29 protein-coding genes are annotated in these 24,612 nt (G+C 66.7%); 14 read left to right on the top strand and 15 right to left on the bottom strand.

Annotated features, from left to right (window positions below):
* Window positions 1–20: 20 nt before the first annotated feature.
* Window positions 21–248, top strand: a complete 228-nt coding sequence (locus tag AC07R1_RS01120) for a DUF6555 family protein (protein WP_011060569.1) — start codon at window positions 21–23, stop codon at window positions 246–248.
* 49 nt (window positions 249–297) lie between these two features.
* Here the strand turns inward: AC07R1_RS01120 and AC07R1_RS01115 are convergent, their stop codons facing one another.
* Together AC07R1_RS01115 and glcC are read right to left on the bottom strand one after the other, a co-directional pair.
* Window positions 298–468: a metallothionein gene (locus AC07R1_RS01115; RefSeq protein ID WP_015635060.1), complete on the bottom strand. Its 171-nt coding sequence runs from the start codon at window positions 466–468 to the stop codon at window positions 298–300.
* Window positions 469–600: 132 nt separating this feature from the next.
* The gene (gene glcC, locus AC07R1_RS01110) at window positions 601–1,368 is read right to left on the bottom strand and encodes a transcriptional regulator GlcC (RefSeq protein ID WP_011060568.1); all 768 of its coding nucleotides are present in this window, start codon (window positions 1,366–1,368) and stop codon (window positions 601–603) included.
* A 231-nt stretch (window positions 1,369–1,599) separates the two neighbouring features.
* On the opposite strand from glcC, the gene glcD reads away from it, so the two are divergent.
* The 4 genes from glcD to AC07R1_RS01090 are packed head-to-tail and all read left to right on the top strand — an operon-like array spanning window position 1,600 to window position 5,815.
* The gene (gene glcD / locus AC07R1_RS01105) at window positions 1,600–3,099 is read left to right on the top strand and encodes a glycolate oxidase subunit GlcD (RefSeq protein ID WP_041117278.1); all 1,500 of its coding nucleotides are present in this window, start codon (window positions 1,600–1,602) and stop codon (window positions 3,097–3,099) included.
* The gene (gene glcE, locus AC07R1_RS01100) at window positions 3,099–4,163 is read left to right on the top strand and encodes a glycolate oxidase subunit GlcE (RefSeq protein ID WP_495109989.1); all 1,065 of its coding nucleotides are present in this window, start codon (window positions 3,099–3,101) and stop codon (window positions 4,161–4,163) included. The genes glcD and glcE overlap by 1 nt, the downstream gene beginning before the upstream one ends.
* 3 nt (window positions 4,164–4,166) lie before the next feature.
* Window positions 4,167–5,384, top strand: a complete 1,218-nt coding sequence (gene glcF / locus AC07R1_RS01095; protein ID WP_220224125.1) for a glycolate oxidase subunit GlcF — start codon at window positions 4,167–4,169, stop codon at window positions 5,382–5,384.
* A 23-nt stretch (window positions 5,385–5,407) separates the two neighbouring features.
* The gene (locus tag AC07R1_RS01090; protein ID WP_015635055.1) at window positions 5,408–5,815 is read left to right on the top strand and encodes a heme-binding protein; all 408 of its coding nucleotides are present in this window, start codon (window positions 5,408–5,410) and stop codon (window positions 5,813–5,815) included.
* 7 nt (window positions 5,816–5,822) lie between these two features.
* Here AC07R1_RS01090 and AC07R1_RS01085 read toward each other — a convergent pair whose 3' ends face one another.
* Complete coding sequence (locus tag AC07R1_RS01085; protein WP_011060563.1) at window positions 5,823–6,275, bottom strand: DMT family transporter; 453 nt, start codon at window positions 6,273–6,275, stop codon at window positions 5,823–5,825.
* A 2-nt stretch (window positions 6,276–6,277) separates the two neighbouring features.
* Window positions 6,278–6,781 (bottom strand): DMT family transporter, encoded by a 504-nt coding sequence (locus AC07R1_RS01080; RefSeq protein ID WP_495109988.1) that lies wholly within the window; start codon window positions 6,779–6,781, stop codon window positions 6,278–6,280.
* A gap of 113 nt (window positions 6,782–6,894) precedes the next feature.
* Here AC07R1_RS01080 and AC07R1_RS01075 point away from each other — a divergent pair, with 113 nt between their 5' ends.
* Window positions 6,895–7,839, top strand: coding sequence for a LysR family transcriptional regulator (locus AC07R1_RS01075; protein ID WP_401154802.1), 945 nt, complete (start codon window positions 6,895–6,897; stop codon window positions 7,837–7,839).
* Between the two features lie 283 nt (window positions 7,840–8,122).
* Here AC07R1_RS01075 and AC07R1_RS01070 read toward each other — a convergent pair whose 3' ends face one another.
* On the bottom strand, window positions 8,123–9,421 hold the full coding sequence (locus AC07R1_RS01070) for an Nramp family divalent metal transporter (protein WP_161467262.1): 1,299 nt from the start codon (window positions 9,419–9,421) through the stop codon (window positions 8,123–8,125).
* A 178-nt stretch (window positions 9,422–9,599) separates the two neighbouring features.
* Between AC07R1_RS01070 and AC07R1_RS01065 the strand changes: the two genes are divergently transcribed.
* On the top strand, window positions 9,600–10,055 hold the full coding sequence (locus tag AC07R1_RS01065; RefSeq protein WP_495109987.1) for a thiol-disulfide oxidoreductase DCC family protein: 456 nt from the start codon (window positions 9,600–9,602) through the stop codon (window positions 10,053–10,055).
* 18 nt (window positions 10,056–10,073) lie between these two features.
* Here the strand turns inward: AC07R1_RS01065 and AC07R1_RS01060 are convergent, their stop codons facing one another.
* From AC07R1_RS01060 to folE, 3 genes are read right to left on the bottom strand one after another with little or no spacing between them, the layout of a single operon-like run.
* Window positions 10,074–10,601, bottom strand: coding sequence for a DUF3833 domain-containing protein (locus AC07R1_RS01060; RefSeq protein WP_041117266.1), 528 nt, complete (start codon window positions 10,599–10,601; stop codon window positions 10,074–10,076).
* Window positions 10,602–10,625: 24 nt separating this feature from the next.
* A complete protein-coding gene (locus AC07R1_RS01055; protein WP_315869714.1) occupies window positions 10,626–11,153 on the bottom strand; it encodes a chalcone isomerase family protein in 528 nt (175 codons plus the stop codon).
* Window positions 11,154–11,714 carry a GTP cyclohydrolase I FolE gene (gene folE, locus AC07R1_RS01050; protein ID WP_019093528.1) on the bottom strand — a complete coding sequence of 187 codons (561 nt, stop codon included), beginning with the start codon at window positions 11,712–11,714 and terminating at the stop codon, window positions 11,154–11,156.
* 421 nt (window positions 11,715–12,135) lie between these two features.
* Between folE and AC07R1_RS01045 the strand changes: the two genes are divergently transcribed.
* Entirely contained in the window at window positions 12,136–12,921 is a 786-nt protein-coding gene (locus AC07R1_RS01045) for a hypothetical protein (protein WP_401023464.1), read from the top strand.
* Window positions 12,922–13,075: 154 nt separating this feature from the next.
* Complete coding sequence (locus tag AC07R1_RS01040; protein WP_220224120.1) at window positions 13,076–13,654, top strand: DcrB/PsbP domain-containing protein; 579 nt, start codon at window positions 13,076–13,078, stop codon at window positions 13,652–13,654.
* 13 nt (window positions 13,655–13,667) lie between these two features.
* Here the strand turns inward: AC07R1_RS01040 and AC07R1_RS01035 are convergent, their stop codons facing one another.
* The 5 genes from AC07R1_RS01035 to AC07R1_RS01015 form a co-directional block, all read right to left on the bottom strand.
* The gene (locus AC07R1_RS01035) at window positions 13,668–14,384 is read right to left on the bottom strand and encodes an alpha/beta hydrolase (RefSeq protein WP_053150529.1); all 717 of its coding nucleotides are present in this window, start codon (window positions 14,382–14,384) and stop codon (window positions 13,668–13,670) included.
* A gap of 62 nt (window positions 14,385–14,446) precedes the next feature.
* The gene (locus AC07R1_RS01030; RefSeq protein ID WP_026020012.1) at window positions 14,447–14,821 is read right to left on the bottom strand and encodes a hypothetical protein; all 375 of its coding nucleotides are present in this window, start codon (window positions 14,819–14,821) and stop codon (window positions 14,447–14,449) included.
* Window positions 14,822–14,939: 118 nt separating this feature from the next.
* Window positions 14,940–16,052, bottom strand: a complete 1,113-nt coding sequence (locus tag AC07R1_RS01025; RefSeq protein ID WP_072451401.1) for a succinylglutamate desuccinylase/aspartoacylase family protein — start codon at window positions 16,050–16,052, stop codon at window positions 14,940–14,942.
* 103 nt (window positions 16,053–16,155) lie between these two features.
* Window positions 16,156–16,935 carry an ABC transporter substrate-binding protein gene (locus tag AC07R1_RS01020; protein WP_011060550.1) on the bottom strand — a complete coding sequence of 260 codons (780 nt, stop codon included), beginning with the start codon at window positions 16,933–16,935 and terminating at the stop codon, window positions 16,156–16,158.
* A 274-nt stretch (window positions 16,936–17,209) separates the two neighbouring features.
* Window positions 17,210–17,644 carry a rhodanese-like domain-containing protein gene (locus AC07R1_RS01015; protein ID WP_011060549.1) on the bottom strand — a complete coding sequence of 145 codons (435 nt, stop codon included), beginning with the start codon at window positions 17,642–17,644 and terminating at the stop codon, window positions 17,210–17,212.
* Between the two features lie 103 nt (window positions 17,645–17,747).
* Between AC07R1_RS01015 and ftrA the strand changes: the two genes are divergently transcribed.
* Window positions 17,748–18,737 (top strand): transcriptional regulator FtrA, encoded by a 990-nt coding sequence (ftrA, locus tag AC07R1_RS01010; RefSeq protein ID WP_065363556.1) that lies wholly within the window; start codon window positions 17,748–17,750, stop codon window positions 18,735–18,737.
* 242 nt (window positions 18,738–18,979) lie between these two features.
* Here the strand turns inward: ftrA and cobF are convergent, their stop codons facing one another.
* Window positions 18,980–19,741, bottom strand: a complete 762-nt coding sequence (cobF, locus tag AC07R1_RS01005) for a precorrin-6A synthase (deacetylating) (protein ID WP_015635042.1) — start codon at window positions 19,739–19,741, stop codon at window positions 18,980–18,982.
* A gap of 191 nt (window positions 19,742–19,932) precedes the next feature.
* Window positions 19,933–20,508 (bottom strand): histidine phosphatase family protein, encoded by a 576-nt coding sequence (locus AC07R1_RS01000; protein WP_495109986.1) that lies wholly within the window; start codon window positions 20,506–20,508, stop codon window positions 19,933–19,935.
* 354 nt (window positions 20,509–20,862) lie between these two features.
* Between AC07R1_RS01000 and AC07R1_RS00995 the strand changes: the two genes are divergently transcribed.
* Genes AC07R1_RS00995 through AC07R1_RS00980 form a run of 4 tightly spaced genes read left to right on the top strand, consistent with a single transcriptional unit; the run spans window position 20,863 to window position 24,452 of the window.
* Window positions 20,863–21,717: a MurR/RpiR family transcriptional regulator gene (locus AC07R1_RS00995; protein WP_011060545.1), complete on the top strand. Its 855-nt coding sequence runs from the start codon at window positions 20,863–20,865 to the stop codon at window positions 21,715–21,717.
* Between the two features lie 2 nt (window positions 21,718–21,719).
* On the top strand, window positions 21,720–22,364 hold the full coding sequence (locus AC07R1_RS00990; RefSeq protein ID WP_011060544.1) for a cysteine hydrolase family protein: 645 nt from the start codon (window positions 21,720–21,722) through the stop codon (window positions 22,362–22,364).
* A complete protein-coding gene (locus AC07R1_RS00985) occupies window positions 22,361–23,716 on the top strand; it encodes a type I glutamate--ammonia ligase (RefSeq protein WP_495109985.1) in 1,356 nt (451 codons plus the stop codon). Before AC07R1_RS00990 ends, AC07R1_RS00985 begins: the two co-directional genes overlap by 4 nt.
* Window positions 23,700–24,452: an N-formylglutamate amidohydrolase gene (locus AC07R1_RS00980; RefSeq protein ID WP_011060542.1), complete on the top strand. Its 753-nt coding sequence runs from the start codon at window positions 23,700–23,702 to the stop codon at window positions 24,450–24,452. Before AC07R1_RS00985 ends, AC07R1_RS00980 begins: the two co-directional genes overlap by 17 nt.
* Window positions 24,453–24,612 lie beyond the last annotated feature (160 nt).

The raw sequence follows: 24,612 nt of genomic DNA, 5'->3' as shown, positions 1-24,612 counted from the left end.
CAGGGAGGAACAAAGGCTTTATGAACAACGCAAAACTTTTCGTCATCGAATACACCCTCCACGGCGCCCCCAAGTCCTTCATCATCCGCCAGGAAAAGATGGACAACGCCGAGGCTTGGCACTGGGCCAGTTGCGACGCTGGAGTGGGTCGGATAGGACGTTTCGGCCGCGAACGGGTGAAGAAGACCAGCAAGCCCATGGCCGAAAAGTTCGGTATCGAAAACGTCACCTGGCGCCCTTCGGTCTAGGACGCAGCAACGCGGGTGGAGCCGCACGGCCCCACCCGCCGATCCCCCCTCAGCCGTGGGCGCCCTTGGCGCATTTGCAGCCTTCGGTGGAAGCGCAAGGCTCGCCGTGGGCGTGATGGTCGGCGCACGCCTGGCAGCAGTAGTGCTTGCCGTGACGGACGATGGCATGGGCGCCCAGCTTGCAGGTGCAGGCCGGGCAGGCACAGGTTTGCGTGGACATGGCATGGCTCCTAGGGTTCAAGGCTCGGGCCTTTGGGCGGGTGCTTCACCGAGCGCCCCGCTCGGGCCGAGTCCCCACAGGTTAGGCCAAGGCACCGCCCGGCCAGGGCGCACGCGACTGATGGTCGGCCCCTCACTCCCAGCCCTGCAAACGCAAGGTAGCGCGCACCAGCCGCTGTTCTTCGTCCTCGATGTCCCTGAGGTTGCGGGCAATGCCCTGGATATGCGCCACCGCCGCCTTGCGCGCCTGTTCCGGCAGGCGCCCGGTGACTGCGTTGTACAGCCGCGCATGCTGGCGGTCGATCTGGCGCTTGGGCGCCGGGCGGTGATAGAGGTTGTTGACCGAGGCGAACACCGAGTTCAGCAGCAGGTCGGTGAGCGAGCCCAGGGTCTGCACCAGCACCGGGTTGTGCGAGGCCTCGCAGATCGCCAGGTGAAAGGCGTGGTCCAGGCGCGCCAGGGCGGCGGGCTCCAGGGCCTGTTCATGGGCCTGCAGCAGGGCCTGGTAGGCGCGCTCGATCAGCACGAAATCCGCTTCGGTGCCGCGCAGGGCCGCCAGCCGCGCCGACTCGCCTTCAAGCAGGCTGCGCACTTCCAGCAGGTCGTAGAGGGTGCGGGGCTGGGAGCTGAACAGATGCATCAGCGGCGACTGCGCCGCCGGGGCCGACAGTTGCGCCACCTGGGAGCCGCGGCCCTGTCGAGTGTCGATGATGCCCCGCGCCCGCAGCAGTTTCAGGCCCTCGCGCAGGGCCGTGCGCGAAACCCCGAGCTTGGCCGTCAGGCGCCGTTCCGAGGGCAGCAACTGGCCGGTCTTGAATACCCCGTCGACGATCAGCCGCTCGATCCGTGCGCAGACCAGGTCCGCCACCTGGGGCCGACGCCCCGCTTGCGTGTCCTGCATGCTTCCTCCCACTGGTATGACCAGCCCTGTGCCATTTGTCCGGCTATTGCTGCGTGCCCGCCAAGCGTTTGAAAAAACTGATTTTTTGGAAAAAGCCCGGCCTGCCCTGGAAAACAAAGTGGTTCGACCACTGCCAACGCACATGGACACTAAAGCCCGCCGGGCCAATCATGCAAGGCAGCCGTACAGCATTCGCGACCTGATAAAAACCACACAAGGTCCTTAGCCGCCATGACGATTCTCTACGACGAACGCCTCGATGGCGCCCTGCCCGACGTCGACCGCCAGGCCCTGATCCAGGCCCTGCGCCAGCAGCTACCGGAGCTGGAGCTGCTGGACCAGGAGCAACAGCTCAAACCCTACGAATGCGATGGCCTGAGCGCCTACCGCAGCACGCCGATGCTGGTGGCCCTGCCCCGGCACCTGGACCAGGTGCAGCGCATCCTGCAGATCTGCCACGCCCACCGGGTGCCGGTGGTGGCCCGGGGCGCCGGCACGGGCCTGTCCGGTGGCGCCCTGCCCCTGGAAAAGGGCCTGCTGCTGGTGATGGCGCGCTTCAAGGAAATCCTCCAGATCGACCCCGCCGCCCGTTGCGCCCGGCTCCAGCCCGGGGTGCGCAACCTGGCGATCTCCCAGGCCGCCGCGCCTTGGGGCCTGTACTACGCCCCCGACCCCTCTTCGCAGATCGCCTGTTCGATTGGCGGCAATGTCGCGGAAAACGCCGGCGGCGTGCATTGTCTGAAATACGGCCTGACCGTGCACAACCTGCTCAAGGTCCAGATGCTCAGCGTCGAAGGCCAGCCCCTGACCCTGGGCAGCGAGGCCCTGGACGCGCCGGGCTTCGACCTGCTGGCGCTGTTCACCGGCTCCGAAGGCCTGCTGGGGGTGATCACCGAAGTCACGGTCAAGCTGCTGCCCAAGCCGCAGATCGCCAAGGTGCTGCTGGCGGCCTTCGACTCGGTGGAAGCCGCCGGCCGCGCCGTGGCCGACATCATTGCCGCGGGCATCATCCCCGGCGGCCTGGAGATGATGGACAACCTGGCGATCCGCGCCGCCGAGGACTTCATCCATGCCGGCTACCCGGTGGACGCCGAGGCCATCCTGCTGTGCGAGCTGGACGGCGTGGAAGCCGATGTCCACGACGATTGCGAGCGGGTGCGCCAGGTGCTGGAACGGGCCGGCGCCAGCGAGGTGCGCCTGGCCCGGGACGAGGCCGAGCGCGTGCGTTTCTGGGCCGGGCGCAAGAACGCCTTCCCGGCGGTGGGGCGCTTGTCCCCGGACTACTACTGCATGGACGGCACCATTCCCCGCCGCGAGCTGCCGGGGGTGCTGCGGGGCATCGCCCGCCTGGCCGACGAACACCAGCTGCGGGTGGCCAACGTGTTCCATGCCGGCGACGGCAACATGCACCCCTTGATCCTGTTCGACGCCAACCAGCCCGGCGAGCTTGAGCGGGCCGAGGCCCTGGGGGGCAAGATCCTCGAACTGTGCGTGGCAGTGGGCGGCAGCATCACCGGCGAACACGGGGTGGGCCGGGAGAAAATCAACCAGATGTGCGCCCAGTTCAACCACCACGAGCTGACCCTGTTCCACGCCATCAAGGCGGCCTTCGACCCCAGCGGCCTGCTCAACCCGGGGAAGAACATCCCGACCCTGCACCGCTGCGCCGAATTTGGCGCCATGCACATCCACCACGGGCAACTGCCCTTCCCCGAACTGGAGCGATTCTGATGAACGTGGCCAGCGATTTCGACGCCGCCGAGACCTTGCTGGAACAGGTGCGCGATGCCTTGGCGAGCAACACCGCGCTGCGCATCCAGGGTTCCAACAGCAAGGCCTTTCTCGGCCGCGAGAGTGCCGGGGAAATACTCGATACCCGCAGCCATCGCGGCATCGTCAGCTACGACCCCACGGAGCTGGTGATCAGCGCCCGGGCCGGTACGCCGCTCGCCGAGCTGCACGCCACCCTGGACGCCGCCGGGCAGATGCTGCCCTGCGAACCGCCGTCCTTCGGCGCGGGCGCGACCCTGGGCGGCATGCTCGCCAGCGGCCTGTCCGGGCCGCGCCGGCCCTGGGCCGGGGCGGTGCGCGATTTCGTCCTCGGCACCCGGGTCATCAGCGGCAGCGGCCAGCACCTGCGGTTTGGCGGCGAGGTGATGAAGAACGTCGCCGGCTATGACCTGTCACGGCTGATGGCCGGCAGCTACGGCTGCCTGGGGCTGGTCACCGAGGTCTCGCTGAAGGTCCTGCCCAAGCCCCGGCAATGCATGAGCCTGAGCCTGGAAATGGACCGCCAGCGGGCCCTCGCCCAGCTTGCCGAATGGGGCCAGCAGCCCTTGCCCATCAGCGCCGCCTGCCATGACGGCGAACGCCTGCACCTGCGCCTGGAGGGCGGTGAAGGCTCGGTGGCGGCGGCCCATGACCGGCTCGGCGGCGAGCCCCTGGACCCGGGCTACTGGAGCCAGCTCAACGAGCAGCAACTGGACTTCTTCAACCCCGGCCTGCCGCTGTGGCGCCTGTCGGTGCCGCACAACACCCCGCTGCTGCCCCTGCCCGGCGAACAACTGCTGGACTGGGGCGGCGCCCAGCGCTGGCTGAAGACCGATGCCACGGCCGCCGACATCCGCGCCGTTGTCAGCGCCGTTGGCGGCCACGCCAGCTGCTACAGCCACGGCCTGCTGGACAGCCCGTTCCAGCCCCTGGCGCCGACCCTGCTGCACTACCACCAGCGCCTCAAGGCCCAACTGGACCCGCAAGGGATCTTCAACCCCGGCCGACTCTACGCGGAGCTCTAGACCATGCAGACCACCCTCAGCCCCGAGGCCCGGCAACTGCCCCGGGCCGCCGAAGCCGAGCGCATCCTGCGCAGTTGCGTGCATTGCGGCTTCTGCAACGCCACCTGCCCCACCTACCAGTTGCAGGGCGATGAGCTGGACGGCCCGCGGGGGCGCATCTACCTGATCAAGCAGGTGCTCGAAGGCGCCCCGGCCACCGCCCAGACGCAGCAGCACCTGGACCGCTGCCTGTCGTGCCGCAACTGCGAAAGCACCTGCCCTTCCGGGGTCGACTACCACAACCTGCTGGACATCGGCCGCGCCGCGGTGGATGCCGCCCTGCCCCGGCCCGCCGGCCAACAATTGTTGCGCCGCGGCCTGCGGGCGCTGAGCGCCAACCCGCAGCTGTTCAAGGCCCTGATCCATGGCGGCAGCCGCCTGCGCCCGCTGCTGCCCCAGGCCCTGCAGGACAAGCTGCCGCGCCAGGTGCCCAGCGCCAAACCGCGTCCGCCCCTGCGCCATGCACGGCGCGTGCTGCTGCTCGAAGGCTGCGTGCAGCCGGGGCTGTCACCCAATACCAACGCCGCCGCAGCGCGGGTCCTGGATCGCCTGGGCATCAGCGTGCAACCGGTCAGCGAGGCCGGCTGCTGTGGCGCGGTGGACTATCACCTGGATGCCCAGCAAGCCGGTCTGCAGCGCGCCCGGCGCAATATCGACGCCTGGTGGCCGCACCTGCAACTGGGGGCCGAAGCCATCGTCCAGACCGCCAGCGGTTGCGGCGCCTTCATCAAGGATTACCAGCACCTGCTGGCCCATGACCCGGCCTACCGCAGCAAGGCCCAGCGCGTCAGTGCCCTGGCCCGGGACCTGGTGGAAGTGCTGCGGGACGAACCCCTGGAACAGCTCGGCGCCCACAGCGACCAGCGCCTGGCCTTCCACTGCCCCTGCACCCTGCAGCACGCGCAGAAGCTCGGCGGCGCCGTGGAAAGCCTGCTGCAACGCCTGGGCTTTCACCTCACCGCGGTGCCCGACAGCCACCTGTGCTGCGGTTCGGCGGGCACCTATTCGCTGACCCAGCCGGCGCTGGCGCGGCAACTGCGGAACGACAAGCTGCAGGCCCTGGAAAGCGGCCAGCCGGACCTCATTGCCACCGCCAACATCGGCTGCCAGAGCCACCTCGACGGCGCCGGCCGGACCCCGGTACGGCACTGGATCGAAGTGCTGGAAGCCGCCCTGCCCTGAACCTCACGCCCCTGGAGCTCGCCATGCAGCACAAAGCCGTACTGGGTCAAGACGAAGCCCGCCGCATCCTCGCCGCCGCCCGCGCCGAGGCCCAGCGCCACCGGTGGGCGGTGAGCATCGCCGTGGTCGACGACGGCGGCCATCCCCTGGCCCTGGAGCGCCTAGACGGCTGCGCGCCGATCAGTGCCTATATCGCCACCGAAAAGGCCCGTACCGCGGCCCTCGGCCGGCGCGAAACCAAGGCCTACGAGGACATGGTCAATGGCGGGCGCAGCGCCTTTCTCTCGGCGCCGCTGCTCACCTCCCTGGAAGGCGGCGTGCCGATCCGCGTCGGCGGCCAGGTGGTCGGCGCGGTGGGGGTTTCCGGGGTCAAGGCCGGTGAAGACGCCCAGGTGGCACTGGCTGGCGCCGCGTGCCTGGAGCGCGATTGAAGCGGGTTCAGGCGCGGCGCACGCTGCTGCGGTACATGAACAGCAGCGCCAGGGCCAGGCACAGCATCGCCAGCAGGCGGCTGGGCGACAGTTCGATGGCCGGGTTGCCGAACCAGCCGAAGTTGTCGATCAGCATGCCCATGCCCAACTGCCCGAGAATCACCGCCACCGTGGCCACCGCAGTGCCGACCCGGGGCACGGCCCCCACCATCACCAGCATGTAGACCACGCCGAACAACGCGCCGGTCAGTTGCCATTTCGGCGCCTGCAGCAGGCTCATGGCCTGGGGCGGCTGGAAAAACACGATCAGCAGCCCGGTGATCAGGGCACCCACGGCAAAGGTCAGCAGGCTGCTGCGCAACACACCGACGCTTTCCCCCAGGCGGCCATTGATCGCCGCCTGCACACTCAGCACCGCACCGGCGGCCACCACCACAACCAGCAATAGAAACAGATTCATCTTCAACCTCGGGCAATCAGGATCAGGGCCAGCACAATCAGCGCCAGGGCCAGCCAGCGTTCGGCATTGACCGGCTTGCGGGCGCTGCCGAACCAGCCGAAATGGTCGATCAGCACGCTTTTGCCCACCTGCCCGGAAAGGATCGCGATCATGGTCATGGCAATGCCGATATGGGGCGTGGCCAACGTCAGCACCACCACGTAGATCGGCCCCAGCACCCCGCCCAGCAACTGCCAGCGCGGCAACTGGCTGAAGGCCGGGCCGGGCTGCGGGCCGCTGAACAACAGCAGCAGCAACAGCAGCGCCGTGCCCACGCCGAAGATGCTCAGGGTCGCCCACAGATGGCCCACCTGGCTCCCCAGCGGGCCCAGCAGACCGGCCTCCACCGACAGGCCCATGCCCGCCAGGATCACCAGCGGCAACAGCATCAGACGCTGCCAGCCGGCAGCGGGTACAGCGTTCGCCATCGGGTTGGGCAGCGGTACTTCTATGGTTTCAGAGGACATGCAACACCTGCTCGACATCAAGGAATGGCCGGCATTATCGATTGCGCAAGCTTTGCGATAAATGGGAGCATGCCGACAACACCTTTGCGCAAAACGCACAGCAGGATCGACCCATGCACGGCTTCAACGACCTCGGTTTCAAGGCCCTGCGCCTGTTTATCGCCGTGCTCGACCAGGGCAGTTTTTCTGCCGTGGCGCGCCGCGAGGGGCTGGCGCCCTCGTCCATTTCACGGCAGATCCAACTGATGGAACAGGCCCTGGGCCAGCAGTTGCTCTACCGCCACACCCGCGCCGTCAGCCCCACCGAGGCCGGGCGCCTGCTGGGGCACCACGCGCGGCGGGTGCTGGCGCAGTGGGAGGAAGCCGAACAGGCGTTGCAGGAACAGCAGGACGAACCGGCCGGGCTGGTGCGGATCAACGCCCCGGTGGTCTTTGGCCAGCGCCACCTGTCGCCCTGGCTCGGTGAACTGCACGGGCGCCACCCGAAGCTGCAGCTGGATATCCAGCAGACCGACAGCTACATCGACCCCTTGCAGGACGGTACTGACCTGCTGTTTCGCATCGGCACCCTGGAAGACTCCTCGATGCAGGCGCGCCTGCTGGCCCCGCAGCGCTACCGGGTAGCGGCCAGCCCGGCGTACCTGGCCCGGCACGGCACCCCGCACCATCCGGAGCAACTGCAGCGGCACCAGTGCCTGGCCTACAAGGGCGAGACCGGCCAGCAGCGCTGGTTCTTCCGCCAGGGCCGGGCAGACTGGACGCCCTACAGCGTAAAGGGCCCGCTGACCGGCAACCACGCCGACACCCTGACCCAGGCCGCCGAACAGGGCCTGGGGCTGGTGATGTTCCCTTCCTGGCTGATTGGCGAAGCCCTGCACCAGGGCCGGCTGGTGGCGCTGTTCGAAGACTTCGACGTGGCCACCAGCCTCGAACCGCAACAGATCGCCGCCCTCTGGCCCGGCAGCCGACGGCTGTCAGTGAAAGTGCGCACGGTGATCGACTTCTTCGTCGAGAAATTCGGCCCCGAGCCCTACTGGGACCGCCGCCCCGCCCCGTAGGAGCTGGCTTGCCAGCGAAGGCGGCGGCAAGGCTTGCGCAGGATCCAAGGGCCCCTTCGCCGGCAAGCCGGCTCCTACAAGAGCACGCAATTCACCCACCTGTAGGAGCTGGCTTGCCAGCGAAGGCAGCGGCAAGGCTTGTGCAGGATCCAGGGGCCCCTTCGCCGGCAAGCCGGCTCCTACAAGAGCGCGCCATTCATCCACCCGTAGGAGCTGGCTTGCCAGCGAAGGCGGCGGCAAGGCTTGCGCAGGATCCAGGGGCCGTTCGCCGGCAAGCCGGCTCCTACAGGGCCATTTGCAGGATCAGCCAGGCATTGGCCGCGCTGATGATGGCGAACAGGCTCCAGGCGAGGATCCGGGTCGGCCAGCGGTTGACGAACTCGCCCATCAAGCGCCGGTCGTTGGTCATGCGGATCAGCGGGTACAGGGCGAACGGCAGTTGCAGGCTGAGCACCACCTGGCTCAGCACCAGCAACTGGCCCACGGCGCCGTCACCCAGCAGCCAGACGCCGATGAACGCCGGGATCAGGGCCAGCCCACGGGTAATCAGGCGCCGCTGCCAGCAGGGAATCCGCAGGTTCAGGTAACCCTCCATGATCACTTGCCCGGCAATGGTCCCGGTGAAGGTCGAGCTCTGCCCCGAAGCCAGCAGCGCCACGCCGAACAGCACGCTGGCCAGGGCCCCGCCCACCAGCGGGTCGAGCAGGTGGTAGGCGTCCTGGATCTCCACCACATCGCTGTGGCCGGTGTTGTGGAAGGCCGCGGCGGCGAGGATCAGGATCGCCGCGTTCACCAGCAGCGCCAGGGCCAGCGAGCCGATAGTGTCGATCCGCGCCAGCTTGATGGCGTCGGCGCGGCTGGCGCGGTCGTTGCCCACCAGCCGGGTTTGCACGACGGAGGTGTGCAGGTAGAGGTTGTGGGGCATGACCGTGGCGCCGAGGATGCCGATGGCCAGGTACAGCGGCGCGGCGTCGCCGATGGCCGAGAGCGAGGGTACAAAGCCCCGGGCCACGTCCGGCCAGTAGGGCTTGATCAGCAGCAGCTCGATGAAGAAGCACACGCCAATAGTCGCCACCAGCGCCAGCATGATCGCCTCCAGCCGGCGGAAGCCGCGGTTCTGCAGGGCCAACACCAGCAGGGTGTCGAAGGCAGTGATGACGATCCCGGTGCTCAGGGACACCCCCAGCAGCAGGTGGAACGCCAGGGCGCAGCCCAGCACTTCGGCCAGGTCGGTGGCGATGATCGAAACCTCTGCCAGCAGCCACTGGGTGCGCGCCGAACGGGTGCTGTAGCGCTCGCGGCAGAGCTGGGCCAGGTCGCGCCCGGTGGCGATCCCCAGGCGGGAACACAGGCACTGCACCGCCATCCCCGCCAGGCTCGCCAGCAGTACCACGAACAGCAGGTTGTAGCCGTAGCGCGAACCGGCCTCGATGGCCGTGGCCCAGTTGCCGGGGTCCATGTAGCCGATGGAAATCAGCAGCCCGGGGCCGGCAAAGCGCAGCAGGCGGCGCCACAGGGAAGCGCCGGGGTCGACGGCGACGGAACCCGCCACCTCCGGTGGGCAAAAGGGCGCGGTGGCGATTTTCGGCAAGCTGAATTTCACGGATATTTCCCAGGCGGATTGGCGCAGGGGCCCAGCTTAGACGTTTCAATGCGGGCACCCAAGCCTGAATTTACCCCGCCAAGGCGAGTATGCTGCGCAGGTTGTGCCCTGCGCCGAAACCTTCGGCAGTGAGTATTTTCTGGCCCAAGGTAGCCCTGTGAACAGCACTACGACGCCCCCCGAACCTCTGCCCCCTTTCCTGCAACCCGGCGACCGGGTGCTGCTGTTCGATGGCGTGTGCAAGCTGTGCAATGCCTCGGTGCGCTTCGTCATCCGCCACGACAGCCAGCGGCGGATCAAGCTGGCCTCGGTGCAATCGCCCCAGGGCCAGGCGCTGCTGGCCTGGTTCGGCCTGCCCACCGAACAGTTCGACAGCGTGCTGCTGATCGAGGAAGCCCGGCTGTCCCAGCGCTCCGATGCGTTTATCCGCCTGATGGCGCAACTGCCGGCGCCCTGGCGCTGGCTGCGGCTGTTGCGCGGGGTTCCCCGGCCGCTGCGGGATTGGGTCTACGACCTTATTGCGCGCAATCGCTATCGGTTGTTCGGCCGTCTCGACGTCTGTTTACTGCCGAGCCCGGATCACCAGGGGCGCTTTCTCGACGACCCGTCCTGAGGCCCCGACCCGGCCCGATCAGCCGGGCTGACGCCGGAAGAACAGCGTCACCTGCCCGAGCTCGAAGCCGAACTTGGTCATGTAGGAACGATTGGCCAGGGTGTTTTCGTCCAACAGGTACATCCAGTCGTCGAAGTGCACCTGGTAGGTCTTGCCATCCACCGGCAGGTTGAGCACGTAGCGCCAGCGCAGGGCATTGCCGGCGACCTCACCCCGGGCCTCGCCGACCACATCGTCGGCGGTCCCGCGCCACAGGCCGGGCCCCGCGGGGACCAGGGTCCAGACCCGGGTCTGGCGGGTGCCGTCGCTGTAGGTGAAGTCTTCGTGCATGATGAATTTCTCGCCTTCGCTGCGGCTGTCGATCTGCACATGAAAGCGCTTGATCACCTCGCCGGAGCGCTTCTGGAACAGGCCCCAGGCCTCCACCCGACCACTGAAGAACTGCCGCAGTTCCAGCTCGGGCTTCTGGTCACGGTACTGCTTGACGTCGGTGTCGCTGCATGCGACCAGGCCGAGGCACAGCACTAGCAAGTATTGCTTGAGCATGGAATATCTCCTGTGCTGCGCCCGCTATTGGCCCAGCAGTTGTGCGCGCAACTGCGGATTGCGCGTGCGCGGGTCGAGCCAGATGGCGAAAAACGCTCGGGCGAAGGCTTCGTCCTCGACCCTGTACTGCAAGCGCTGGTCGACAAAGAACTGCACCCCGCGCCCGGGCAGGAACACCCCGGTGATGCGCTGGCCCGGTTCGACATCGACGAAGGCGCGCTGCATCTGCGCCTGCCAGTCCTTGAGTTGCGCCGGGCTCACCGCGCTGCCGGACAGGCGCTGGATCTCGTCGAGGCTGGTCTGCACCAGATCGCCGCGGCTGATCGTGCGCCGGTAGGTCAGTTCCAGGGCGAAGGGGCTATCGGCCGTCAATGGCAACGTCGTGCCCCAGAGCCGCGCGGTGTAGACCTTGAAGCCGAACCAGCTGAACTCGCCGCTGCCCAGCAGCCGCGCATTGGGCAACGACTCTTGCCAACCGGCACTGGCCGTAGCGCTGAGCAGCACCAGCAGCCACAGCAACCGGGCCAAGCCCACTCGCCGCCTGCGTTTCATTCAAGGCTGCCTGCGCAACAGCTGAAGAAACTCCTGGCGGGTGCTGGCCGACTCGCGAAAGGCCCCCAGCATTACCGAGGTGTTCATCAGCGAGTTCTGCTTCTCGACCCCGCGCATCATCATGCACATGTGCCGCGCTTCGATGACCACCGCCACCCCGGCCGCCCGGGTCACTTCCTGGATCGCCTCGGCAATCTGCCGCGTGAGGGTCTCCTGGATCTGCAGGCGTCGCGCATACATGTCGACGATCCGCGCCACCTTGGACAGGCCCAGCACTTTGCCGGTGGGGATGTAAGCCACATGAGCCTGACCAATGAACGGCAGCAAATGGTGCTCGCACAGGGAATACAACTCGATGTTCTGGACCATCACCATCTCGTCGCTGGTGGAGCTGAACAACGCACCGTTGACCAGTTCTTCGAGGCTGGTTTCGTAACCATGGCACAGATAACGCAAGGCTTTTGAGGCTCGCTGCGGGGTGTCCCGCAAGCCCTCGCGGGTCGGGTCTTCACCCAACCCCTGCAAAATGCCGTGAAAGTGCTGGGAGAGAGGATCGTGCATGGCGCATGGCTTCCGAAAGGCTGGCAGGGCGGGCAATTTCCGTGCACGTGCCAAGGAAAAAAGGCCTCCGAGGTGGTCGACCACCTAACTGACCCAGCCCCGGTTCCACCCGGGCTGACCTCGGAGCCCAAAAAGCGTGGGCAGCGACCGCCGCCCCTTGAAAAACTGAGCAGCTATCAGCACATCCCACACCTTAAAAACCTATACGACAATTTAATTTTTGTACAATTTTTATCGGCGAAAAATGCGTTTTAAGCCCAAATACTTGTACAAACAAGCCTTTAATCGATTCAATACTTTCTATCTGTACAAGAAAAAACGACCCTGCACTTCACTCCCGACCACTTCCCTGCCTGCAGATACGCGCCAATCGCTTCGTTGGATGCTAGCGTGGCGCACCGTTCATCCGCCGAGTGCGCCCATGCTGCTGTTGAAATTGCTGACCGTTCCCGGATTTCTGTGGTTGATCTCCCTGGCGAGCAAGCGCTGGGGCCCGAATGTCGCTGGCTGGCTGGCGGGATTTCCCGTGGTGGTGGGGCCGATCCTGCTGTTCCTGGCCCTGGAGCAGGGCCAGGTGTTCGCCACCCATGCCGCAGTGGCGGCCCTGTCGGCGGTGTTCGCGATGATCGCCTTCAGCGTCGCCTATACCCATGCCGCGCAGCGCTTCTCCTGGCCCGGGGCCCTGGCCATTGCGACCCTGGTGTGGGCCTTGCTGGCCACGGTCATCGCCCAGGTGCCGCCATCCCTGGGTTTTTCCAGCCTCTGCGCCGCCAGCGCCCTGCTCCTGGCCCCACGGCTGTTTCCGCCGGTGGGCGAACTGCCCGCCAGCCCTGGGCCGCGCTCCGACAAACTGCCCTACCGGATGCTCGCCGGGGCCCTGCTGACCCTGGCCGTGACCCTGCTGGCCAGCACCGTCGGCGAACGCTGGAGCGGCATGCTCGCGGTGTTCCCGGTGCTTGGCAGCGTCCTTGCGGTGTTCTCCCATCAGAGTCGTGGCGTGGCCTTCACCACCGTGCTGCTGCGCTCCCTGACCACCGGCCTGTACGCCTTCGCCGCCTTCTGCCTGGCCCTGGCACTGGCCCTGCCCCCGCTGGGCATGCTCGCCTTCGCGGTGGCGCTGGCAGCGTCGATGCTGGTCCTGGGGCTGAGCAAGCGGCTGTTGCGAGCCACTGTGCAGGAGCCGGCTGGCCGGCACAGGGGCTCTTGAGTCTTGCACCGGGCTGGCGGAAGTTTTCGCTGGCCAGCCAGCTCCTACAAGCCTTGGCTGGCCGTCATCGGAGCCGCGCTGAAAAATCCTTGTGGAGCAGGCCGCAACGGCCGTGGGATGATGCGCGCCTTTGATCACTGCCCGGAGATTGCGCATGTCATCTTTCGCTAGAAAAGCCCTGGTCCTGGTGTTCGCCACCGTAGCGGGCCTGGGCGCGCTGAACGCGGTCGCCGCCAGCAAATCCGCGGCCAGGCAGGCCTCGGGGGAGAAGGTCGCAGTCCTCGACGGCAAGCTCGCCTTCACCCTGCCCAAGGGGTTCAGCGCTTCGGTACTGCCGGCCGGCAGCGAGGCCAATGGCACCGAGGGCGCCAGCGGCACCCTGTATTCCAACGCCACCACCCGTACCGTGGTGATCGCGGCGCAGAACACCATTCCCCATGGGGCCAAGGTCCAGGACAACGACGCCGCCTTTCTCGATGACGCGGTCAGCGGCTTTCTCGCGCAACAGGCCGCGGCGCTGCCGGATTTCAGCAAGCAAAGCGAAAAGAACATGACCCTCAAGGGCCTTGGCGTGCGCCAGATCGACAGCACCGCCACCATGGGCGGCGGCCTGACCCTGAACTCCACCCTGATTGCCGGCTCCGGCACACGCATGGCGGTGATCCAGATAATTTCCCGGGCCACCGACAAGGCCGGCCACACCGCGCTGATGAAGCAGATCCTCGGTCAGTAGACCCCGTGCCGGCTCAGGGGTTGAGCCCCTGCAGCCAGCCCTTGAGGTCGTCGATCTCCGCTTCGCTGATGCTGTGCCCCAGGCCCGGGTAGGCATGGAACTGCGGTTGCAGTGACAACCCCTGCAGCAAGCGCTGGGCATCCACCGCATCGCTGTAGGGCAGGCGCTGGTCAAGGGTGCCATGGCCGATGAAGATGCCCAGGCGCTGCAGGCTCGGGTTGTTCTTCACCTGCGCTGCCAGCACCGGCAGGATCTTCCCGCTCAAGGCGGCGATGCCCCGCACCGACTGCGGATGTCGCAGGCCCACTTCATAGGCCATCACCGCGCCCTGGCTGAACCCCACCAGCACCACCTTGTCCGGCTGGGTCTGGTACTTGGCCAGCGCCGCGCGGACAAACTGGCCGATCAGCTCGGCGCCGCTGGCCAGCTCGCTGGTCACACCGTCGTAGGGGCCCTGGCCCTTGCGGTGGAACCACTGGTAGCTGCCCTCCTCCAGGGTCTGCGGTGCCCGCACCGACACATAGGTGTAGCTCGCCGGCAGGCGCTGGCGAAGGCCGAACAGGTCAGCCTCGTTGCTGCCGTAGCCATGCAGGAAAATCACCAGCGGCTGGTTGCGCGGCTCGGCCGGGGCCTGCTCCAGGTACTTGAGCGGCAGGTCATCGTGCAGTACATCGGCGGCCTGCACCCAAGGCGCGGCCAGCAGCGCCAACAGCGCCAGGTAGCGGATCATGTGTAGCTCCTTGAAGGGGTAAAAACGGGTCGCCAGAGCCTAGCACTGCCAGTCCCGAGCGTTCATCTGCCCAGCCCCCGCCAGGCCAGCGGCAAGCACAGCAGCACCGCCAGCGCAAACCCCACCTGGGACAGGTAGAAGGTCTCCAGCCACTGGCCATGGGCCGCCACGTAGAGGCTGTTGTGCAGCACATCCAGCAGGATGATTGCCAGGGTCAGCAGCAGGCCCCAGCGCGGGCGCACCAACAGCAGCAGCGCCGCCAGCGGATCGAACAGCGTCAGGGAGCCCCAGAAGGCCCGGCTGGCCAGGGGCGTGGCGGCGCCGTAGCCATAATCCCAGAGCAGGCCATGCTCGAAGGCGGCGCGCAGGTGATTGAACGTCGCCGCCAACAGACACAGGGCGAACAGCAGGCGGATGCACAGCGACACTCGGGGCATGGGCACATCTGTCATAGGAGCCGGCTGGCCGGCGCAGGGCGTGACGCCGGATCAAGGGGTGGGCGCGCTGCAGCTTGCGCTGGCCAGCCAACGCCCGATCGACCCCTGCGGGGGCGGTTCAGTCGTTGATCAGCTTGCCTTCACGAATCGCCTCGCGGCCGGCCACCTTGGCCAGCCAGATGCCCGGCTGGGTGTAGCGCCCACGGTCCAGGGCAAAGAGCACGCCGCTGGTGCCGGCACACACGGTGCTGACGCGATCGCTCAAGGGGTCCACCACTTCGAACAACGCATCGCCACGCTCCACCCACTCTCCGGCATCGCGCAGGAAACTGACCACGCCATGGTGGGGGGCGAACAGGTACTGAGTGCCTTCGAAGGGCATGCCTTCACAGCACTGCTGCGGAGCGGCCGGCCACTCGCCGCTGATCAGCCCCTGTTCGGCGAGAAACCCCAGGATGGCTTCGCAGTTGGCCCGGGCCTGCTGCACCCGGGTGTCGCCCATGCTGCCCAGCTCCAGGGTGGCGGCCAGGTTTGCCGGGGGAATCGCCGCCCGCGGAAAGTCCCGGGCCAGGCGCAGCCAGGGCGCGGAACAGGATTCATCGAAAGAGCTGCCGCCGGAGTCTTCGCACAACAGCGCCACCCCGGCCTTGAGCCGCGCCGCCAGGGACTGCCAGCGAGGCCAGTGCTGGGGCAAGGCATAGAGGTGGATCGCCGCTTCGAAATCGCAATGCAGGTCGAGGGTGATGTCGGCGTCGCAGGCATGGCGCAACAGCAAGCGATGCAGGGCTTGCAGCTGCGAATCAGCCGCTGGCAGCTCATCCAGCACCTGGACCATGGCCCGGCGGATCAGGGCGATATTGGCCGTGGCGTCGTCCCCCAGTTGCTTGCCGATCAAGTCGCCCACCGGGCCGCTGAGCTCGACGAAGGCGCGATTGAAATTCTTGCCGCTGCCCAGCTCGAAACGCCCCAGGTGGCTGCCCTGCACCTGCTGGTCGAGGCCGATGGGATTGGCCACCGGCACCAGCTCGACCACTGCCTGCAGGCGCCCCTGGTTCTCCAGCTGCGCCAGGCGCTGCTTGAGCTCCCAGGCAGTGCGCATGCCGGGCAGTTCGTCGGCGTGCAGGCTGGCCTGGATGTACACCTTGCGCGGGCCGCTGCCAAAGCGGAACACACTGAGCTGGCGCTGGGTGCCCAGGTGGCCCCAGGGCAAGGAATGGTCGATGCGTTGCATGGCAACTCCGGAGATCAGAAAAAGGCGTGGCGCAGAATAAAACAGTGGCGCACAAAAAAGGTGGCTGCCGGCCCCCGGCAACCACCTTTTTCAACGTCCGGGCTTACTCGCCGTAGACGTCGAAATCGAAGTACTTGTCCTGCACTTGCTTGTACTTGCCGTTGGCACGGATCTCGGTGATGGCCTTGTTGAATTTCCCGGCCAGTTCCTGATCCCCCTTGCGCACGGCAATGCCGGCACCGCCGCCGAAGTATTTCGGATCGTTGTACTCAGGGCCCACGAAGGCGAAGCCCTTGCCGGCGTCGGTTTTCAGGAAGCCATCGTCGAGGTTCACCGAATCCGCCAGCAGCGCGTCGACGCGGCCGGAGACCATGTCCAGGTTGGCTTCCTGCTGGGAACCGTAGCGCACCAGGTCGATACCCGCCGGCACCAGCACTTCGGTGGCGAAGCGGTCATGGGTACTGGCCCGCAGCACACCGACCTTCTTGCCCTTGAGCTCGGTCAGCGGGTCCTTGATGCTGGTGCCGGCCTTCATCACGAAGCGCGCCGGGGTGTGGTAGTACTTGATGGTGAAATCGACGTTCTTCTTGCGGTCGTCGGTGATGGTCATGGACGACAGGATGGCGTCGATCTTCTTCACCTTCAGCGCCGGGATCAGGCCGTCGAACTCCTGCTCGACCCAGGTGCACTTGGCCTGCATCTGCTCGCACAGGGCGTTGCCCAGGTCGACATCGAAACCGGTGAGCTTGCCGTCGGGGGTCTTCATCGAGAACGGCGGGTAGCCGGCTTCGATACCGATACGGATCGGCTTGGCCTCGTCGGCCGAAGCGGTGAAGGAAAACAGCGACAGTGCCAGGGCACCGAACAGCGCAAACTTGTTCATTTATAACTCCAGGAGACGGAGGCTTTTATTGGCTGGTTTCGATTGGGGGGCAAATCGAAGTGGCCAGCAGTCTAGAGCGGCTCCCGGGATGCAAATTGTGTTTATGCGACAAATACTTATAAAAAATATGCGTCCGCGATCCTCTACCTCCTCCCTCGCCCCGGCATGATGCGTTTGCCCCTGAAAATCCCGACGTTCGCCTCAGAACGGGCCATTTTTACCGACACATCCCCGCTAGCCGCAGCCCAAGGCCGCTACTAGCGGAGTCAGCCCTTCAGCAGGCGCAGGACAGATCCGCTCCCTCGCGGCGCGGTTGCCCGGTGCTGAGCTGGAAGCCCTCATCGAGCCAGCCGGTGACACCGCCGATCATCTCCTTGACCGAGTATTCCAGGGCCGCCAGCTTGACCGCCGCCTTGTTCGCGCCATTGCAGTGAGGGCCGGCGCAATACACCACGAACAGGGTGTCGCGAGGATAACCGGCCAGGTGTTCGGCGGTGAGCAAGCGCCCGGGCAGATTGATCGCCCCGGGGACATGGCCACGGGCAAAGGCTTCGGGGCCACGCACATCCACCAGGACAAAATCCACTTCACCGGCCTCCTGGCTGCTGTGGACGTCGGAACAGTCGGTTTCAAAGGTCAGGCGGTTGCAAAAATGCATCAGGGCAATGGCCGAAGGGGCGGCGGCAGTGCTGCGGACCAGGCTGGTCATGGGCGTCTCCAGAAACTTGCGATTAAGGTGGGAAGGACTTTATAGGCCCTGCCCCACCACGCTAAAGTGGCGACCCGGACACTGACTGGTAACTTTCCGCCAAATGCACAATCACCCCGGACTGGTGGCGATTCTCGCCTACGACGGCCTTTGCACCTTCGAGTTCGGCATTGCCGTGGAGATTTTCGGCCTGGCCCGGCCGGAGTTCGATTTCCCCTGGTACCGGCAAACCATCGCCGCCGTGGACCCCGGCCCGATGCGTGCCTTGGGCGGGATCCAGGTGCTGGCCGACGGGGGCCTGGAGCTGCTGGAGCAGGCGCGGACCATCATCATTCCCGGCTGGCGCAGCCGCGAGCAGGCGCCGCCGCCGAAGTTGCTGGAAGCGCTGCGCCAGGCCCACCAACGCGGTGCGCGGCTGCTGTCGATCTGCTCCGGGGTGTTCGTTCTGGCGGCCACCGGGCTGCTGGATGGTTGTAGCGCCACCACTCACTGGCGCTACGCCCGCGAGCTGGCCGAGGGTTACCCGAATATCCGGGTGGACCCGGATGTGCTCTATGTCGATGCCGGGCAACTGATCACTTCCGCCGGCAGCGCCGCCGGTATCGATGCCTGCCTGCACCTGGTGGCCCGGGATTTCGGCACCCAGGTGGCCAACAGCGTGGCCCGGCGCCTGGTGATGTCGCCGCAACGCACCGGCGGCCAGGCGCAGTTCATTCCCGCACCGGTCAGCCGTACCCCGCGCAGCGACCTGTCGCGAGTCATGCAATGGGCCCGGGAGCGCCTGCATCAACCGCTGAGCGTGAGCGAACTGGCGGCCCGGGCGCTGATGAGCGAACGCACCTTCCTGCGGCGTTTCCACGACGCCACTGGCGCCTCGCCCAAGGCCTGGCTGCAGCATGAACGGCTGGCCCGGGCCAGGGAACTGCTGGAAAGCGGCAGCGAGAGTACCGAAAGCATTGCCCTGCGCTGCGGTTATCGCTCGGTGGAGAGCTTTCGCGTGGCCTTTCGCGGCCTGGTGGGCGTACCGCCGTCGGTGTACCGCGAACGCTTCGGCCGCGGCCTGGAAAGCACCACACCACCGCGCCCGTCGTAGGAACCGGCTTGCCGGCGAAGGGGGGGACGCTGGTCCGGCGGCGTCCATCCCGACGCTTTCGCGGGCAAGCCCGCTCCTGCAGAAGATTAATGCAGGAAGGGGATGTAGGAGCCGGCTTGCCGGCGAAGGGGACGACGCTGAGGCGGCGGCGTCCATTCCGGCGCTTTCGCGGGCAAGCCCGCTCCTGCAGAAGAGACGTGCAGGAGCGGGATGCAATCGGTCGACGCGGGTCCGGCGGGGCGTCAGTCCTGGGGTTTGCGCAGCAGGTAGGTGTCCATGATCCAGCCATGGGTCTGGCGGGCCTGCAGGCGCACACGGCGGATCTCGTCGGCCACCTGGTCCAAGGGGCCGCTGATGAGGATTTCATCCGCGGTGCCCAGGTAGGCCCCCCAGTAGATGTCCAGGCCCTGGTTGCGCAGGTGGCGGTAGGAGTCCTCGGCGTCGAGCATCACCACCAGGCTGTCGGCGGAACCGGCCTGCCCCGCTGCCAGGCGGCGTCCGGTGGTGATTTCCACGGAGCGGCCAATGCGGTTCAGCGGCACTTTGTGCCGGGCCGTCAGGGCCTGGACACTGGTGACGCCGGGGATCACTTCGTACTCGAACGACGCCGTGCCGCTGGCCAGGATCTGCTGCAGGATGCGCAGGGTGCTGTCGTACAGCGCCGGATCGCCCCAGGCCAGAAAAGCGCCGGTTTCACCGTCCGCCAGTTCCTGGTTGATCAGCCGCTCGAAGACCTGCTGCTTGTCGCGGTTCAGGGTCTGCACACTGGCCTGGTAGTCCACGTCGCCGCGCTCGCGCTCGGGGTTCTGCGCCTCGACGTAACGAAAGGGCCGCTCGGTGAGGTAGCGCTCGCACAGCTCGCGCCGCAGGTCGATCAGGGAATCCTTGCTCGGCCCCTTGTCCATGAGGAACACCACGTCGCTGCGGTTCAGCGCCTTGATCGCCTGGATCGTGATGTAGTCGGGGTTGCCGGCGCCGATGCCGATCACCAGGAGGGTTTTCATGGGCTTGCTCTCGCTGTTTTGCCAGCGGGCCAGTATGCGGCGCTTTGGCCTGATGAGAAATGCTTCTGTAGCCCTCTGGGGCGGCGGGCATCGGCGCAGCGAAAGGTGGCCTGGGGCCGTTGCATGTCCGGCTGGAGATGGCCAGGCAAGGCCCCCGGGGCCTTTGCGCAGCCTCGCGGGCTCGGCAGCGGCTACCGGGATGGCGTCGGGGGGCCGGGCAGGCGCAGGCGCCAGCGGCCGGCGTGGCTCAGGTCGAGCCGGGACAGGGGCTCGATGTCGATCTGGTTGAAGCTGGCCAGCGGCGCCTGCAGCACCTGCACCAGCACAGCGCGGATGACGAAGGGATGGGTCACCGCCAGCCAGTGGCCCGGGCGCTGCGCCATGACCTCCAGCCATTGCGCCACGCGCTGGCACAACTGGGCCAGGGATTCGCCTCCCGGTGGCGCCAGCTGCGGGTCCCTGAGCCAGGCCTGCAGCGCCTCGGGTTCACGCTCTTGCAGTTCATCGATGCGCAGCCCGTGCCAGGCGCCGAAATCACAGTCACGCAAGGCGTCCTGCACCTCATGCTCGGCGCTGAACAGCTGGGCGCTCTGGCGGGTGCGCAGCTCGGGCCCGCACAACACCCGGATGCTGCGCTTGAAATCAGCGGCACGGCTCAGGGCCTGGGCTTGCCAGTCCAGCTCCAGGGGTTCGTCCCGGGGAAAACGCGCCAGCTTCTGGGCGGCGGTGCGGGCATGGCAGATCAGGGTCAGACGGGTGGCCTGCACGGTGTTTACTCTGGCGTTATCGATTGGCAAACCTACACGGGCCGGGCAGATGCAACATCTTTGCTGCAACCGCCTCCAAGGTTCATTGCAAAACAGCACGCCGGTGCCTGTCCGGTGCGGTCGCGCCACTGTATTCGGCCTGCTCGGCGTAAGCCAGACCCTGTTTCGATCGCTCCCCTACGTCCCGCACCGTGGCTTCCCGCCCCGCCAACAACAGATTCCCACCTGAAACCGCCCCATTTCAGGGCAATTTGATATCAGAGGAAAATTCACTAGACATGTAGCGTCTATTACATAAATATCCATTTCGCCATTTTATGAAATAAAAACGACATCACTTTCCAAGGCACCCCGATGCCCTCTCTCAGAGACCTGATCACCGACCCCGCCCTCGACCTCACGCCCTCCGAGCGCAAGGTCGTGCGGGCCCTGCTCGATCACTACCCGCGCAACGGGCTGGGGCCGATGTCACGCCTGGCGGAACACGCCGGGGTCAGCGATCCGACCATCGTGCGCCTGGTGAAGAAGCTCGGTTTCAGCGGCTACGGCGAATTCCAGGAAGCCCTGCTCAGTGACATGGATGACCGCCTGCGCTCCCCCAGCACCCTGCTGCGCCCGCGTTCGCAAGTGGCCCAGGGCGATACCTGGGGCCGCTACCTGGCCGACAGCCAGCGCGTACTGCAGGACACCCAGGCCCTGACCCAGCCCGAAGACATCCGCGTGCTCATGGACTGGCTGCTGGACAGCCGGCATTCGGTGTACTGCTTCGGCGGCCGCTTCAGCAGCTTCCTCGCCCTCTACCTGTTCAACCACCTGCGGCTGATGCGCCCGGGCTGTTTCTTCCTTGACGACAACGCCCAACTGCCGGACCGCCTGTTCGATGTCCAGCGCCAGGACCTGGTGCTGCTGTTCGACTACCGCCGCTACCAGTCCCAGGCCATGCGCGTGGCCAGTGCGGTCAAGGCACGCAACGCCCGGGTGGTGCTGTTCACCGATATCTATGCCTCGCCGCTGCGGGAGCTGGCGGACCTGGTCATCAGTGCACCGGTGGAATCCTTGTCGCCATTCGACACCCTGGTGCCGGCGCTGGCCCAGGTCGAGGCGCTGGTCGCCTGCCTGACCCCGCGCAGCCCTCATCTTGATCAACGCCTGGAGGGCATCGATGCCCTGCGGGCGGAATTTGCTACCCATGTGCTGGAGGAAAAATAAGGATGTTCAGCCTGCCCCACCGTTCGCCCCGGGACCTGCCCTTCGTCGTCGACCACACCGCCCTGCTGCTGGTGGACATGCAGCGGGCGTGGCTTGAACCGCAGTTCGACCCGCACCTGCAAGGGCCCGAGGGCGAGGCCTTTCTCAAGCGCGCACGAGAGCGGGTGATCCCCAACCAGCAACGGCTGCTGGCGGCGGTGCGCGAGGCGCGGCAGAACGTGCTGCACACCATTATCGAAAGCCTGACCGCCGATGGCCGTGACCGCTCCCTGGACCACAAGCTGTCGGACATGCACCTGCCCAAGGGCAGCCCCCAGGCGGCGATCATTGCCGAACTCGAACCGGTTGAAAACGAGATCGTGCTGCCCAAGACCTCCTCCGGGGTGTTCAACTCCACCAACATCGACTACGTGCTGCGCAACCTGGAAACCCGCCACCTGATCATCGCCGGGATCGTCACCGACCAGTGCGTGGACATGGCCGTGCGCGACGCCGCCGACCGCGGCTACCTGGTGACCCTGGTGGAAGATGCCTGCGCCACCTACGGCGATACCCGGCACCAGGCCTGCCTCAACGCAATCAAGGGCTACTGCTGGATCACCGACACCGACACCGTGCTCGGCCGCCTGCGGGAGATCCGCGGATGAGCCGCGGCCAGGGCATCGAGGCCCTGACCCCGGTGGCCATGACCAGCATCGTCACCACCGACCTGATCGGCGTCACCCGTGGCCGCTCCTTTCCCAGCGATGAGCTGGAGCGCTACAAGGTCGGCGGCTGCGGCTGGGTGCCGGCCAACAGCGCGCTGACGCCCCAGAACCTGATCGCCGAGGACAACCCCTGGGGCGCCTATGGCGACCTGCGGCTGATCCCCGACCTGGACAGCCGGGTCAGTGTCGGCGCCGGGCCGGATGCCAGCGCGGCGCCGCTGGATTTCATCCACGCCGACATCTGCGAGACCGACGGCACGCCCTGGGCGGCCTGCCCGCGCACCCTGCTGCGCAAGGAAATCGAGCGCTACCGCGAGCTGGGCATCCAGATCACCGCGGCCTTCGAGCATGAATTCAACCTCGACACCGGCACCGGCCAGCGCGAACACCTGGCCTTCTCCCTGGAAGCCCAGCGCCAGGGCGCGGCCTTCGGTGGCTGGCTGCTGGCGGCGTTGCGGGCCGCCGGCGCCGAACCGGAAATGTTCCTCCCCGAATACGGCAAGCAGCAGTACGAGATCACCTGCCGGCCGACCCAGGGCCTGGCCGCTGCCGACCGGGCGGTGAACGTGCGCGAGATCACCCGGGAAATCGCCCGGCAACTGGGGCACCGGGTCAGCTTCGCGCCCAAGACTGCCGACGACGCGGTGTGCAACGGGGTGCACCTGCACCTGAGCCTGCAAAACCTGGACGGCGAGCCACTGCTCTACGACCCCCACGCGGTGAGTGGCGACGACCTGTCGAGCCTGGGCCAGCACTGGGCCGCCGGGGTGCTCAGGCACCTGCCGGCGCTGTGCGCCTTCACCGCGCCGACGCCGATTTCCTACCAGCGCCTGCAGCCCCATCACTGGAGCGCCTCCTACGCCTGCCTGGGCCTGCGCAACCGCGAAGCCTCGCTGCGCATCTGCCCGACCCTGAGCCTGGGCGGCAAGCCGGTGGCGCCGCAGTACAACCTGGAGTTCCGCGCCCTGGATGCCACCGCCTCGCCGCACCTGGCCATGGCGGTCATCCTGATGGCCGGGCGCCTGGGCCTCGAACAGCAACGGGTGCTCAATGCGGTGACCGACAAGGCACCCTCGGACCTGAGCGCCGAGCAACGCCTGGCCAGTGGCATCGTGCCGCTGCCCAGCTCCCTGCCCCAGGCCCTGGAATGCCTGCGCGGCAACACTGAACTGCTGCAATTCCTGCCCCAGGACCTGCTGGCCACCTACTTCGCCGTCAAACAAAAGGAAGTGTCCCTGACCGAGCACCTGACCGCTGCCCAACTCTGTGAGCACTATGGACACCTGTACTAAATCCGCCGAGCTGGGGTTCTACACCGAGCCGGCCTACCGCCTGATCCGTGAAGACTCCGAGCACCCGCTGATTCTGGTGTGCGAACACGCCAGCCACTACATTCCACCGGCCCTGCACGACCTGGGCCTGGACCCGCTGGCGGCCCGCGAACACATCGCCTGGGACCCGGGCGCCCTGGAACTGGCCCAAAGCCTGTCCCAGGCCCTGGGCGCGACCCTGATCGCGGCCAATTACTCGCGCCTGCTGATCGACCTCAACCGGCCGCGCCACGCCCCCGACAGCATCCCGCTGCAAAGCGAGATCTATCAGGTGCCGGGCAACCAGCAGCTGGACGAGGCCACTCGCGAGTACCGCCGCCAGCAGCTGTTCACGCCGTTTCACCAGCGCCTGCAAAGGATCATCGACCGGCGCCTGGCCCAGGGCCGTGAAGTGCGGGTGGTGGGGATCCACAGCTTCACCCCGGTCTACTACGGGCAGCCGCGCGCGCTGGAAATCGGCGTGCTGTATGGCAGCGCCACCGACTACGCGGCGCGGATCCTCGAAGGGCTGTGGAGGCTGCCGATCAAGGTGGCGGGCAACCAGCCCTACGAGATCGATCCGTTGAGCGACATGACCGTGCCGGTGCACGGCGACGCCCGTGGCCTGGCGTCGGTATTGATCGAGGTGCGCAACGATCTGCTGCGTACCCCTGAAGCGGTGCAGCACTGGAGCGATACACTGGCGCCGCTGCTGTAGCCGCGGCGAGAGGAAGGTTTCACCGGCGCGCCCCGAAGGACTCACCCGGCGCGCCAAAACGCTGTTTGCAGGACCGGTACAACAACTAGAAAAACCGCTGTGGTGTGTCTTTAAACCCTGCCAGGTTCAAACACGAAAGCGCGGCCCGAGGTGTCAACGA

It is taken from the genome of Pseudomonas sp. GW821-FHT07F01 (assembly GCF_059418825.1).
The sequence above is the reverse complement of the archived record's forward strand: the minus strand, read 5'-3'. Positions and strand labels throughout refer to the sequence as shown.